This is a genomic window from Rhodococcus sp. P4_C10, from assembly GCF_056402135.1.
The window spans coordinates 1-13,567 of record NZ_JBFUHZ010000002.1 but is presented as its reverse complement, the minus strand read 5'-3'; the positions used below and the strand labels follow the sequence as shown (position 1 = coordinate 13,567).

At 69.6% G+C, this 13,567-nt stretch carries 12 protein-coding genes and 1 pseudogene; 2 read left to right on the top strand and 11 right to left on the bottom strand.

What is annotated here, in order from left to right; genetic code table 11:
- Window positions 1-34: 34 nt before the first annotated feature.
- The 8 genes from AC1DWC_RS01260 to AC1DWC_RS01225 form a co-directional block, all read right to left on the bottom strand.
- Window positions 35-1,093 (bottom strand): ferrochelatase, encoded by a 1,059-nt coding sequence (locus AC1DWC_RS01260; protein ID WP_477905454.1) that lies wholly within the window; start codon window positions 1,091-1,093, stop codon window positions 35-37.
- 35 nt (window positions 1,094-1,128) lie between these two features.
- Window positions 1,129-1,926, bottom strand: coding sequence for an NADH-dependent enoyl-ACP reductase InhA (inhA, locus tag AC1DWC_RS01255; RefSeq protein WP_072844791.1), 798 nt, complete (start codon window positions 1,924-1,926; stop codon window positions 1,129-1,131).
- A gap of 52 nt (window positions 1,927-1,978) precedes the next feature.
- Window positions 1,979-2,716, bottom strand: a complete 738-nt coding sequence (gene fabG1, locus AC1DWC_RS01250) for a 3-oxoacyl-ACP reductase FabG1 (protein WP_477839830.1) — start codon at window positions 2,714-2,716, stop codon at window positions 1,979-1,981.
- Between the two features lie 72 nt (window positions 2,717-2,788).
- Complete coding sequence (locus AC1DWC_RS01245; protein WP_477839832.1) at window positions 2,789-3,769, bottom strand: VWA domain-containing protein; 981 nt, start codon at window positions 3,767-3,769, stop codon at window positions 2,789-2,791.
- Entirely contained in the window at window positions 3,766-4,701 is a 936-nt protein-coding gene (locus AC1DWC_RS01240) for a DUF58 domain-containing protein (protein ID WP_072844842.1), read from the bottom strand. Before AC1DWC_RS01240 ends, AC1DWC_RS01245 begins: the two co-directional genes overlap by 4 nt.
- Before the next feature lie 68 nt (window positions 4,702-4,769).
- Complete coding sequence (locus tag AC1DWC_RS01235; protein WP_477905789.1) at window positions 4,770-5,948, bottom strand: AAA family ATPase; 1,179 nt, start codon at window positions 5,946-5,948, stop codon at window positions 4,770-4,772.
- Between the two features lie 100 nt (window positions 5,949-6,048).
- Entirely contained in the window at window positions 6,049-7,728 is a 1,680-nt protein-coding gene (locus AC1DWC_RS01230; protein ID WP_477905452.1) for an NlpC/P60 family protein, read from the bottom strand.
- A gap of 403 nt (window positions 7,729-8,131) precedes the next feature.
- Window positions 8,132-8,641: an Rv1476 family membrane protein gene (locus AC1DWC_RS01225; protein ID WP_477905450.1), complete on the bottom strand. Its 510-nt coding sequence runs from the start codon at window positions 8,639-8,641 to the stop codon at window positions 8,132-8,134.
- 321 nt (window positions 8,642-8,962) lie between these two features.
- Here AC1DWC_RS01225 and acnA point away from each other — a divergent pair, with 321 nt between their 5' ends.
- Together acnA and AC1DWC_RS01215 are read left to right on the top strand one after the other, a co-directional pair.
- Window positions 8,963-11,767 (top strand): aconitate hydratase AcnA, encoded by a 2,805-nt coding sequence (gene acnA, locus AC1DWC_RS01220; protein ID WP_477905448.1) that lies wholly within the window; start codon window positions 8,963-8,965, stop codon window positions 11,765-11,767.
- Between the two features lie 107 nt (window positions 11,768-11,874).
- On the top strand, window positions 11,875-12,441 hold the full coding sequence (locus AC1DWC_RS01215; protein ID WP_477905446.1) for a TetR/AcrR family transcriptional regulator: 567 nt from the start codon (window positions 11,875-11,877) through the stop codon (window positions 12,439-12,441).
- A 39-nt stretch (window positions 12,442-12,480) separates the two neighbouring features.
- On the opposite strand, the gene AC1DWC_RS01210 is transcribed toward AC1DWC_RS01215, so the two are convergent.
- From AC1DWC_RS01210 to AC1DWC_RS01200, 3 genes and pseudogenes are all read right to left on the bottom strand, one after another.
- Window positions 12,481-12,699 carry a helix-turn-helix domain-containing protein gene (locus tag AC1DWC_RS01210; RefSeq protein WP_072844797.1) on the bottom strand — a complete coding sequence of 73 codons (219 nt, stop codon included), beginning with the start codon at window positions 12,697-12,699 and terminating at the stop codon, window positions 12,481-12,483.
- Between the two features lie 89 nt (window positions 12,700-12,788).
- Complete coding sequence (locus tag AC1DWC_RS01205) at window positions 12,789-13,217, bottom strand: CBS domain-containing protein (protein WP_477905444.1); 429 nt, start codon at window positions 13,215-13,217, stop codon at window positions 12,789-12,791.
- A 110-nt stretch (window positions 13,218-13,327) separates the two neighbouring features.
- Window positions 13,328-13,567, bottom strand: a pseudogene (locus AC1DWC_RS01200) (ABC transporter ATP-binding protein); the annotation flags it as partial.

The following is a 13,567-nucleotide window of genomic DNA, read 5'->3' as shown; positions in this document are numbered from 1 at the left end:
ATCGGAGTTCCGATCGACCGGATCGTCGGCCAAGCTACGCCTGGCGACCGGGCCGGCGAGCCGGTTCGCAGCACGCCGTCGCGCACAGGGCGCCGTTCAGCCCGGCGCCGTACAGCGGTTCGCTGCCGAGCCGGTCCGGTGCCGCCCCGCTCAACTGCTCGCGCACCAGCGCCGTCACCAGTTGGGCAAACCGGGGATCGGTGCCGGGCGTGCCGGCGCGGACGTAGCCCAGACCCAATTCCGCGGCCTTGTCGCGGGCCTCGGTGTCGAGGTCCCAGATCACCTCGAGGTGGTCGGAGACGAAGCCCACCGGGCACACGATCACGGCCTCGGTTCCGCCCGCCGCGAGCGCGTCGAGGTGGTCACAGATGTCGGGTTCGAGCCACGGCACCTGAGGCGGTCCCGACCGGGACTGCCAGACCAGGTCGTGGTCCGCCACGCCCGCGGCCTGCGCGCACAGCCGCGCGGCCTCGGCCACCTGGCGGCTGTAGAGCCGGCCGCCGTCGGCGGGCGGGCCCGCGCTCGCGTCCGCGGACACGGGTACCGAGTGCGCGGTGAACACCAGACGGGCGGCGGCGCGCTGCGACGGCGCCAGCTGCGCCCTGGCCGCCGCGATCGCGTCCGCGAAGGCCGCGACCAGCAGCGGGTGGTCGTAGTACTGCCGCAGCTTCCGCAGCGTCGGCGCCCCGTCGCCCACCGCGGCCCGCGCCCGCAGCACGTCCTCGTGGTACTGCCTGCACCCGGAGTAGCCACCCCACGCCGAGGTCGGGAACACCAGGGCCGAGCGGACACCGTCGTCGCGCATGCGAGCGACGGTGTCCTCGACCATCGGGTGCCAGTTCCGGTTGCCGAAGTAGATCGGCAAATCGATTCCCGCACCGGCGAACTCGGCCTCGACCGCGGCGATGACGTCGCGGTTGAGCCGGTTGATCGGCGACACCCCACCGAAGTGCAGGTAGTGCTCGACCACCTCGTCGAGGCGCTCGGGCGGCACTCCCCTGCCCCTGGTCACGTTCTCCAGGAACGGGCGGACGTCGTCGGGCTTCTCGGGCCCGCCGAAGGAGAGCAGCAGCAGGGCGTCGAACTCAGTCATCTCGGGAACCGTCGTCGTGGCGAGAAGGGATCCGGTCAGCCGACCATCGCGTGGAAACCGCCGTCGACGTAGATGATCGACGCGCTGGTACCGGGCAGCCAGTCGGAGAGCACCGTGCACACGCTCTTGGCGACAGGCGTCGGGTCGTCCACGTTCCAGCCGATCGGGGCGACGTCGTCCCAGCCCGTGTTCAGCTTGTCGAGCTCGGCACCCGGTCCGGTGCTGTCGCCGGCGATGGCCTTGGCGGCCAGCGTCTTGATCGGGCCCGCAGCGACCAGGTTCGAACGGATGCCGCGGACGCCGACCTCCTTGGCCACGTACCGGTTGACCGCCTCGAGGGTGGCCTTCGAGACACCCATCCAGTTGTAGAACGGCATCGCGCGCGACGGGTCGAAGTCCATGCCGACGATCGAGGCGTTGTCGTTGAGCACCGGCAGCAGCGCCTTCGCCAACGACGCGTACGAGTACGCCGAAACCTCCAGCGCGGTCGAGATGTCGGCCCAGGGCGCGTCGAGGAACGGCGCACCCAAACCGGAGCGCGGCGAGAACGCGATGGAGTGCACGACGCCGTCGATGCCCTCGGGCGCGAGCTCACGGACACGGTCCGCCAACGTCGCGAGGTGCTCGTCGTCCTGCACGTTGAGCTCGACGGCCGGCGGTACCGGCTGCGGCAGCCGCTGCGCGATCCGGTCGATCAGGCGCAGCCGGTCGAAACCGGTGATGATGACCTTCGCGCCCTGCTCCTGCGCCACCTTCGCGACGTGGAACGCGATCGACGAGTCGGTGATGATGCCGGTGACGAGGATGGTCTTGCCTTCGAGCAGTCCGCCCATAGCGCTTCTCCTGTGATGAAAGTCTGTGTGTGGGTGATGTATTCGGGCGGGGCTAGTGGCCCATGCCCATGCCGCCGTCCACCGGGATGATCGCACCGGAGACGTAGGCCGAGTCCTCGGAGGCGAGGAAGCTGACCACGGCCGCGACGTCCTCCGGCTTGCCCAGACGCTGCAGCGGGATGAACTCCTTGGCCTTGTCGCGCAGGTTGTCCGGCAGCTCCGCCGTCATGTCGGTCTCGATGAAGCCCGGGGCGACCACGTTGGCGGTGATCGACCGCGAACCCAGCTCGCGGGTGACCGAGCGCGCGAGACCGATGACTCCGGCCTTCGACGACGCGTAGTTGATCTGGCCGGGGCCGCCGCCCAGGCCGACCACCGAACCCAGGAAGATCATCCGGCCCCAGCGGCCGCGCAGCATCGCGCGGTTGGCGCGCTTGGCGCAGCGGAAGGCGCCGGTCAGGTTGGCGTCGATGACGCTGGTGAACTGCTCCTCGGTCATCCGCATGAGCAGGGTGTCGTCGGTGATGCCCGCGTTGGCCACCAGCACCTCGACCGGGCCCTGGTGCGCCTCGACCTCCGAGAACGCCCGGTCCACCGACTCCGAGTCCGTCACGTCGCACTTCACGCCGAACAGTCCCTCGGGAACCCCGGAGCCACGGTGCGTGACGGCGACCTTGTGGCCGTCCGCGGCGAGGCGCTGGGCGACCGCGAGGCCGATGCCGCGGTTGCCTCCGGTCACGAGCACGGAGCGGGACGGGGCAGCGTTGTTGGACGCAGGAGGGTTGGACATGCGATCAACCTATCTGTTCATGTTCGACTGGCGGGGTTGGGTCGGTGCAAATTGTGATCGGTCACCGCGTGGTCACGGCAGGCGTTGGCGCAGAACCAAAGCCGTCGCAAGACCGGCGGCGGTGCACAGTACCCCGAGCACCAGCCACGGCCGACTCGCATCGCCACGGGTGGTCTCGAAACCGATCTGTTCCTCGAGCGTGTCGTAGACCTTGCGCAGTTCCTCGAGGCTCGACGCGGTGAAGAAGCTACCGCCGGACAGCCTCGCGATCTCACGCAGCGACGGGTCGTCGACCGGCACCGCTATTCGGTCGTCCTCGATGTCCACGGTGCCGTAGCGGGTACCGAACGAGATCGTCGAGATCGGCACCCCCTTCTCCTTGGCCAACTGCGCCGCGGTGTAGCTGCCACGCGGGTCGGTCTCGAAGTCGGGAACGGTCTGCTTGCCGTCGGAGAGCAGCACGATCCGGGCCGGCGGGGCCTGGTCGCCGCCGCCGAGGACGGCGCCGAGGGTCTCGATGGACTGCAGCGAGGTGAAGATGGCCTCGCCGGTCGCGGTCCGCTCGGCCAGGGTGAGGTGGTCGATGGCGGTCTTCGTCTCGTTGCGGTTGGTGGTCGGCGAGACCAGCACGGAGGCCGTCCCGGCGAACGCGACCAGCCCCAGGTTGATGCCCGGGGTGAGGCCGTCCGCGAACGACTTCGCCGCCTCCTGCGCGGCAGCGAGCCGGGTCGGTTCGACGTCGGTCGCCTTCATCGACAACGACACGTCGATCACCAGGATCACCGTCGCGCGGTTGCGAGGGACCCGCTTGTCTGTCGTCGGGCCGGCCAGCGCGACGGTGAGCAGCAGCAGCCCACACAGCACCAGGGCCGTCGGCAGGTGCCGGAGCCGGCCGGGCTGCTTGGGGGCGACCCGTTCCAGCAGTTCGAGGTTGGTGAAGCGCAGGACGTGCTTGCGCCTGCCGCGTTGGACCACCACGTAGCCGACGGCCATCGCGGCCACCACGACGGCGAACGCCAGCCACCAGGGCGACGCGAAATCCGTGAGACTCACCGGCGGGGCACTCGATTCACCCGAGCACCATAGCTGTGCCGACGGGCCGCCACGAAGCGCACGACGTCCGCGATCCAGTCGCGGTCGGTGCGCAGGCTCAGCACCGACGATCCGCAGCCGTGCAGGGTCTGTTCCACCGCCCGGCGGTGGGCCTGCGCCGCGGCGGCGAAGTCGGCCCGCAACTCGGGCGTGGTGTGGAACTCGCGGGTGCGGCCGGTCTCGGGGTCGTGCAGCACCACGTCGCCGAGGTCTGGAAGTTCCAGGTCGCGGGGATCGAGCACCTCGACGCCGAGCACGTCGTGCCGGCCCGCGATCGCGCGCAGCGACCGCTCCCAGTCGAGCGGACCGAGGAAGTCGCTGATCACCACGGCCAGCCCGCGCCGGCGTTGCGGCCGGCGCAGCGACTCGATCGCGCCGCGCAGGTCCCCCCGCACCCCGTCCGGCGCGTGCGGCGTCGTCGCGATGGTGCGCAGCATCGCCTGCGCGTGCAGCCGTCCGCCGCGCGCCGGGATCCGTACGGTCCGCTCGCCGGTGGCCACGATCGCACCGATCCGGTTGCCGCCGCCGCTGGTCAGGTGCGTCACCGCGGCCGCGGCGGCCACCGCGAGGTCACGCTTCTCCGCACCCACGGTGCCGAAGTCGAGGCTCGCGGACAGGTCGATCACCATCCACGTCTCGAGCTCCCGGTCGGCCACGGACTGCCGCACGTGTGGGTGGGTGGTGCGGGCGGTCACCGACCAGTCCATCTGCCGGACGTCGTCCCCGGGCTGGTACTCGCGGGCGTCGCCCGGCTCGGTGCCGGGGCCCGGGATCAACCCGAGGTGCTCGCCGTGCAGCACCCCGTCCAGGCGTCGACGGACCGTCAACTCCAGGGTGCGTAGCGCGGCCGCCAGCTGCGGGTCGCGCAGTTGGCCCGAGCGGAACGAGGGCAGCCCCGCCGAGGAGGACGACCCCGCCCCGCCCGGGTGGGCCGACGGGGCGGCGTCACGTGCCGAACCGGTCACCGCTGCTGGCCACCGACCGCCGCGGTCGGGCCCGCCGGGTTCTGGGGCGCCGGGTTCTGGGGCGCCGGGCCCGACCCCGCCGACGGCTGCTCGGACGCAGCGACCGGTGCGGGCGCGGACGGGGCCGCCGGGGCCGGATGCTGCTGAACCGCGCCGACCGAGTGCTGTTGCGGCGCACCGTTGACCGCCGGCGGCGCCACGGGGGCGACCGGCTGGGCCGCGACCTGGGGCAGCCCGACGGTCTGCAGCACCCTGTTGATCACGTCGTCGGGCGAGACCTCGTCGGCGAGGGCGTCGTAGGACAGCACCAGTCGGTGCCGCAACACGTCCGGAATCACGTCGAGCACGTCCTGCGGCACCACGTAGTCACGGCCGCGGACCATGGCCAGCGCCCGCGCCGCGGAGATGATGCCGAGGGTGGCGCGCGGCGAGGCCCCGTACGAGATCCAGCCGGCCACGTCGGTCAGTCCCAGGTCGGCGGGCGTGCGGGTCGCGGCGATCACCCGGACGACGTAGTCGACCAGGGCGTGGTGCACGAACACACCGCTGGCCGCCTTCTGCAGGCGGATCAACTCGTCCGGGCCCAGCACCTGCTTGGGCACGGGCACCTCGACACCCATCCGGTAGACGATCTCGCGCTCCTCCTCGACCGTCGGGTAGTCGACGAGGATCTTGAACAGGAAGCGGTCCCGCTGGGCCTCGGGAAGCGGGTAGACACCCTCGTTCTCGATCGGGTTCTGGGTGGCCATCACCAGGAACGGGTCGGGCATCGGGAAGGTCTTGCCACCGATGGTCACGTGCCGTTCGGCCATCACCTCGAGCAGTGCGGACTGCACCTTCGCGGGCGCACGGTTGATCTCGTCGGCGAGCACGAAGTTGGCCACCACCGGGCCGAGTTCGGTGTCGAACTGTTCGCGGCCCTGCCGGTAGATGCGGGTTCCGATCAGGTCGGTGGGCACCAGGTCCGGGGTGAACTGCACCCGCGAGAACGACCCGCCGACCACCGTCGCGAAGGTCTCCACGGCCAGCGTCTTCGCAACACCCGGCACGCCCTCGAGCAGCACGTGGCCGCGGGCCAGCAGACCGACCAGGATCCGCTCGATCAGCCGGTCCTGACCGACGATCACCCGCTTGACCTCGTAGATCACCTTCTCCAGGAGTTGCGCATCCGGCATCGCGCCGGCCCCGTCCGCTGAGGTCACCAAGAATCCACCGCTTTCACATCGATCGCACCCGAACTCACCCGCGTCTCCCGGACCGGGAGCGAGAAGGAGGTCAGGCAACCATTCGGACCACGTAGGGGGTCATACCGCTCCACCGGACGGGCGAGACCTTGACGACCGAACCCGACTGCGGAGCCTCGAGCATCTCCCCGTTGCCAAGGTACAGCGCGACGTGCTGGCTGGCATTGGGCCCGTAGAAGATCATGTCGCCGCGCTTCATCTCCGACGTCGAGACCTGTTCGCCGGCGGTGTACTGGTAGCCGGTGTAGTGCGGGAGCGAGACGCCGATTCCGGCGAAGGCGTAGATCATCAGGCCCGAGCAGTCGAAGCCGACCTTGTTGAAGTCGCCGTAACTGTCCGCGACGCCGCCGTCCCGGATGCCGAGCGTCGGACCGTTCTCGTCGCCGCCTCCCCAGGCGTAGGTGATGCCCAGCTGCGCCATGCCTCGGTCGATGACGGTCTCGATCGCGGCGCTTCCCGAGACCGTCGGCTTCGGCTTGGTCGGCTTCGGCGTCGTCGGCTTCGGTTTGGTGGGCTTCGGCGTCGTCGGCTTCGGGGTGGTGGTCGGCGCGACCTCGTCGGTGCCGGACGTGTCGGTTCCGGAGCCGTCGGTGCCGGAAGTGTCTGTGCCCGAGGTGTCCGTGCCCGATTCGTCCGTGCCGGAGTCGTCCGTCCCGGAGGTGTCCGTGCCCGATTCGTCGGTCCCCGAGGTGTCGGTCTCGCCGCTCGGCGGGTCGTCCTCGATCTGGGTGTGCGCGCGCTGGCCCTCGGCCAGTTCGCGGGCGCGGGCCCGGGCGGCCTCGTTCGCCGCCACCCGGGCGGCGGCCTCGGCCGCGGCCTGCTTGGCCGCGGCAGCCGCGGCGGCGGCGGCGACCTGCTCGGCGGCACGCTGGGTGTCCCAGTTCACGAATGCCTGGCGTTGATTCTGCAGACCCGAGACATTCTCACGCGCGGCGCCCAGAGCCGCCTCGGCGGCGGCCTTCTCTGCCTCGATCTTCGCCTTCTTGCCCGCCTGCTCGGCCAATGCGGAGCGGGCCACCGCAATTGCGTTCTCCGCCTCCGCCTTCTGCGATTCCGCGGCGGACGCGGCCTCGTCCGCGGACTGCTTGGCCTCGCGGGCGGCGGAGTTCTTGTTGGCCTCCGCGGTGCGCGCACGTTGCAGCCCGTCGAGGACCGAGTTCTTGTTGGTGGCAAGGAGCTTGATCAACTGGGCCCGGTCGAGCACGTCCGCCGGCCCGGCGGATCCGATGAAGGAGGCGATCGACGCGACCCCGGTGCCCTGCCGATAGGTGTTCGCCGCGAACTCGTCGAACTTCGTCTGCGCCCAGTGGATCTGCGCGCCCGCGTCCTGCAGCGCCTGCAGCGTCCCGGCGACGGCACCGGCCGCGACACTGGCCGCGTCACGCGCGTTCTGCAGGTCCACCAGTGCCTTGTTGACGCCCTCGCGCTTGATCGCCACCTCGTCGTCGAGGGCGCTCAATTGCTGGTCGGCCGAAGCGACTTCGTTGATCAGCGCACCGACCTGACCCAGCCGGGAATCCACACCCGCCGTGGCCTGCTGAAGGTCGGAGTCACTGGGGTTCGGAGGTGGCGGCGGAACGGCAGCGGCCAGGCCCGTCGTGGTCGTCACCAGGGACGTCACGACGGCGAGTCCGACGAGCAGTTGCGCACTACGAATTCTCGATCGCGAGAATCCGCGGCGGTGGGTCCCGCGCGCTGCCCTTCGGCTCACTGACTTCTCCCTCGGTTCAACCACCACGGTGAACAACTCCGGTGTCACCGAGCCGACGTCCAGAACTGGCCCTGCAACCCGTCTTCGTGGTCGTGCCCATCGGGGGAAACGTGCGCGAGCAGCGGTCACCTACGTGACGATCCACATACGTGACGACGATGCCACGACGACACTTCTTCCCCTTAAGTGCCAATGGCACCGTACGACACTTTGCCCACGGGCGGTAACTCTAACCACAAATAACACTGAAGTAGTTTTCCGCACCATTGACGGACACGTCGAATTCACCGACTTCACATCCGAATGCCAACGCCCCGTAGGACTGTCGGATAAACGCGGGCCCTACGGCGCGCCGCGCGCCGACGCACGCGAGAAAACGCCCATCCGGGCGATGGAAGGAGTGTCAGCGACCGTCGCGGTCGGCGCGGCGCCTGCGCAGCACCCAGGTGGCCGTGGCCGCGCCGCCGGCCAGCACCAGGACACCGACGGTGATCAGCCCGTACGACTCCCCCGGCGCGATGAGTTCGTCGACGTAGTTCGACGCGGACTGCACGGCGTTGCCGGTGTACGCCTTGTCCTGGGCGTCCTCGACGGCGACCCGGGGCAGGGTGTTGGTGTACGACCCGACCCAGCTCGGGCTGAGCACCAGCACGGTGCCGTCCTCGTGCTTGCCGACCGCCGTCGCGATGTCGCGCAACTGCTCGTCGCGCCCCGGGTTCCGCTCGAGGACGACGATCTTCACGTCCAGCCCGTGTTCCTGGGCACGGGCCACCACCGCCTGCAGGCCGGGCACGTCGGCGGACGGCGCGGAAACACCGTCGTCCGCGAGGTCCGCGACGACGGTGTCGATGTTGACCTCGGGCGGGATGTCGGCCGGGGCCGGGAGGAACGCGAAGGTGAGGGCAGCAGGCATCTTTCATCCGGATCGGTTTCAGGCGCGTGGGCTCGCGCGGCGCGTCGTGCGCCCAGCACACTACGGGACCGGCCCGATCCCACCCGTGCCGCTCGGCGCCCGGCGTTGCGACACGCCGGGACGTGGGCAAGGATCGACACGTGCCCCGACCGGTCGAACGTCGGGAGCGCACGAACCGCCCGCGGGCTTCACAGGACAAGCGTACTGTTAGACTTGCCGCGAGGTGCTTCGGCGCGACCGATTGGTTCGCTGCGACGAGCCTCGCTTCAGCCGTCGGCACAGCCCCGCCGACGGCGAACCTCAAAGACGAGTGGAGCTGACGTGACCACCAGTATTGATTCATTTGGCGCCAAGGGAACTCTCGAAGTCGGAGACAACTCGTACGAGATCTTCCGACTCTCGGCTGTTCCCGGCACCGAGAAGCTGCCGTACGCGCTGAAGGTTCTCGCCGAGAACCTGCTGCGCACCGAAGACGGCGCGAACATCACCGCCGACCACATCCGCTCCATCGCGAGCTGGGATCCGTCGGCCGACCCGAGCATCGAGATCCAGTTCACCCCGGCCCGCGTGATCATGCAGGACTTCACCGGCGTGCCCTGCATCGTCGACCTCGCCACCATGCGTGAGGCCGTCACCGCCCTCGGCGGCGACCCGAGCAAGGTCAACCCGCTCTCCCCCGCCGACATGGTCATCGACCACTCGGTCATCCTCGACGTCTTCGGCCGCGCCGACGCCCTCGAGCGCAACGTCGACCTCGAGTACCAGCGCAACGGGGAGCGTTACCAGTTCCTGCGCTGGGGCCAGGGCGCGTTCGACGACTTCAAGGTCGTCCCCCCGGGCATGGGCATCGTGCACCAGGTCAACATCGAGTACCTGGCACCCACCGTCATGATCCGCAACGGTCAGGCGTACCCCGACACCTGCGTCGGCACCGACTCGCACACCACCATGGTCAACGGCCTGGGCGTGCTGGGCTGGGGCGTCGGCGGCATCGAGGCCGAGGCCGCGATGCTCGGCCAGCCGGTCTCCATGCTGATCCCGCGCGTCGTCGGCTTCAAGCTGACCGGTGAGATCAAGCCCGGCGTGACCGCCACCGACGTGGTGCTCACCGTCACCGACATGCTGCGCAAGCACGGCGTCGTCGGCAAGTTCGTCGAGTTCTACGGCAAGGGCGTCGCCGAGGTGCCGCTGGCCAACCGCGCCACCCTGGGCAACATGAGCCCCGAGTTCGGTTCCACCGCCGCGATCTTCCCGATCGACGAGGAGACCGTGAACTACCTGCGCCTGACCGGCCGCAGCGAGGAGCAGCTCGCGCTCGTCGAGGCGTACGCCAAGGAACAGGGCATGTGGCACGACGCCGACGCCGAGCCCAACTACTCCGAGTACCTCGAGCTGGACCTCGGCACCGTCGTGCCGTCCATCGCCGGCCCGAAGCGCCCGCAGGACCGCATCCTGCTCTCGGACTCGAAGAACGCGTTCCGTCGCGACATCCACACCTACGTGGAGGATCACGTCGCGGCCGACCACAGCCAGCTGGACGAGGCCGTCGAGGAGTCCTTCCCCGCGTCCGATCCCGCCGCTCTCACCTTCGCCGACGACGGCGCGGGCGCCGTGGCGTCGGCCGCGAACGGCGCCGAGGGCCGCCCCTCCAAGCCGGTGCGCGTCACCACCCCGGAGCAGGGCGAGTTCGTGCTCGACCACGGCGCCGTCGTGGTCGCGGGCATCACCTCCTGCACCAACACCTCGAACCCGTCGGTGATGCTGGGCGCCGCCCTGCTGGCCCGCAACGCGGTCGAGAAGGGCCTGTCCACCAAGCCGTGGGTCAAGACCAACATGGCGCCGGGCTCGCAGGTCGTCAACGACTACTACGAGAAGGCCGGCCTCTGGCCGTACCTCGAGAAGCTCGGCTACTACCTCGGTGGCTACGGCTGCACCACCTGCATCGGCAACACCGGTCCCCTGCCGGAGAACATCTCCAAGGCGATCAACGACAACGACCTGTCGGTCACCGCGGTGCTCTCGGGCAACCGCAACTTCGAGGGTCGCATCTCCCCCGACGTCAAGATGAACTACCTGGCCTCCCCGCCGCTGGTCATCGCCTACGGTCTCGCCGGCACCATGGACTTCGACTTCGAGGTCGACCCGCTCGGACAGGACCAGGACGGCAACGACGTCTTCCTGAAGGACATCTGGCCGTCCACGAAGGAGATCGAGGAGACCATCGCGTCCTCGATCAACCAGGACATGTTCGTCAACTCCTACGCCAACGTCTTCAAGGGCGACGAGCGCTGGCAGAACCTGTCCACCCCGGAGGGCGACACCTTCGCGTGGGACGAGAACTCGACCTACGTCCGCAAGGCGCCGTACTTCGAGGGCATGACGATGGAGACCACCCCGGTCACCGACATCAAGGGCGCCCGCGTCCTGGCGTTGCTGGGCGACTCGGTCACCACCGACCACATCAGCCCGGCCGGCCCGATCAAGCCCGGCACCCCGGCCGCGCAGTACCTGGACGCCAACGGTGTCGAGCGCAAGGACTACAACTCCCTGGGCTCGCGTCGCGGCAACCACGAGGTGATGATCCGCGGCACGTTCGCGAACATCCGTCTGCGCAACCAGCTCCTCGACGACGTCTCGGGCGGCTACACCCGCGACTTCACCCAGGAAGGCGCGCCGCAGGCGTTCATCTACGACGCGTCGCAGAACTACCAGGCCGCCGGCATCCCGCTGGTCGTCCTGGGCGGCAAGGAGTACGGCTCCGGTTCCTCGCGTGACTGGGCCGCCAAGGGCACCAGCCTGCTCGGCGTCAAGGCCGTCATCACCGAGTCGTTCGAGCGCATCCACCGCTCCAACCTCATCGGCATGGGCGTTGTGCCGCTGCAGTTCCCCGTCGGCGAGTCCGCCGCGTCGCTGGGCCTCGACGGCACCGAGACCTTCGACATCGAGGGCATCGTGAAGCTCAACGAGGGCGTCACCCCGAAGACCATGAAGGTCACGGCCACCAAGACGGACGGCGCCAAGGTGCAGTTCGACGCGGTCGTCCGCATCGACACCCCCGGCGAGGCGGACTACTACCGCAACGGCGGCATCCTGCAGTTCGTGCTCCGCAACATGATCAAGGGCTAGCCAGCCTGACCCAGTGATCTAAGCAGATCGCGCAGAGCGTGGGCGGCGGGCTCGGGACGTCTCGTCTCGGGCCCGCCGTTCCCGTTCCGTACGAAAGGATGTCGGCTGTGCCCAAGGTCAGCGAGGACCACCTCGCGGCACGTCGGAGCCAGATACTCGACGGCTCCCGACGGTGTTTCGCGGAGTACGGCTACGAGGGCGCTACCGTGCGCCGACTGGAGGAGGAGACCGGGCTCTCGCGCGGTGCCATCTTCCACCATTTCAAGGACAAGGACGGGCTGTTCCTGGCCCTCGCCCACGAGGATGCCCGCCGGATGGCCGACGTGGCGGCCGAGCAGGGCCTGGTCCAGGTGATGCGCGACATGCTCGCGCAGCCCGAGCAGTTCAACTGGCTCGGTACCCGCCTGGAGATCGCGCGGCGGCTGCGCACCGACCCGGAGTTCGCCCGGGACTGGACGCAGCACAGCGCGGAACTGACCCAGGCCACGGTCAGCCGGCTCGAACGCCAGAAGTCGGCGGGACGGCTGCGCGACGACCTGCCGACCGAGGTGCTGCTCGGCTACCTCGATCTGGTGCTCGACGGCCTGATCGCGCGGATCGCGTCCGGACATGCGACCGAGAACCTTTCCGCGGTACTCGATCTCGTGGAGGAATCGGTGCGGCGCCGGGACTGACCTCGACGTCTCCTTCCGCCGCCGCCGGGGCGGGGCGAGTCACGCCATCCGGTGTCGATTCGCCCCGCCCCGTCCGCGCAACACCACCCCGGACTCGGTCAGCACGGTGCGGATGAAGCCGTACGAACGGCCAGTGGCCTCGGCGAGGCTTCGGATGCTCTCACCGCGCGTGTAGCGGTCCCGCAGGTCCCGCTGCAGGGCATCGCGGGTCGCGCCGGTTATCCGGGTTCCCTTGCGAAGCGGATCGGGTCCTGCCATCGACGACCTCCAGGCGAGCCTGCGAGTGTTCGGTCAGCAGTTCCAGGCTAGCCACCACGCCTGGGTCACGGCAACGACCCGGGCGCCCGTCAGCCCTGCTCGATGTACGACTCGAGCTGGTCGCGTTCGCACTGCAGCTCGTCGATCCGGGTCTTCACCACGTCACCGATGCTGACGATGCCGAGCAGCCGGCCGTCCTCGACCACCGGCAGGTGCCGGATCCGTCGTTCGGTCATGGTCTCGGCGAGGCTGTCCAGGCTGTCGGTGGGCAGGCAGGTGAACACCGAGCCCGCCATTATGTCGGCGACCCGGGCGCCGAGCACCTCGGCGCCGCGCTCGTGGATCTGGCGCACCACGTCGCGTTCGGACACGATGCCGACCATCGCGCCGTTCTCCACCACCACCAGGGCACCCACGTTGCGCCGGGACAGTTCCGCGATCAGCCCGCCGACCGACAACCCCGGGCCCACCGTCGACACCGCCGCGCCTTTACGCCGTAACACATCCGCGATTCGCATCTGGACACACCGACCCGTCCGCTCTCGACTACCCGCCAGATGATCATAGGCAGGCAGTCGAGCCGGACGGAACCGTCGGGCGCCGCGGATGTCACGGCCGGACCGGGCGCTCAGGCGAGCTGGATGAGCTCCAGGTACTCCTGCGACCAGTGGTCCTCCTGGCCGTCGGGCAGCAGGATGACCCGCTCCGGGTTCAACGCTTCCGCCGCACCCGGGTCGTGCGTGACCAGCACCACCGCGCCCTTGTAGCTGCGCAGCGCGTCGAGCACCTGCTCGCGGGAGATCGGGTCCAGGTTGTTCGTCGGCTCGTCGAGCAGCAGCACGTTCGCCGCCGACGACACCAGCCCGGC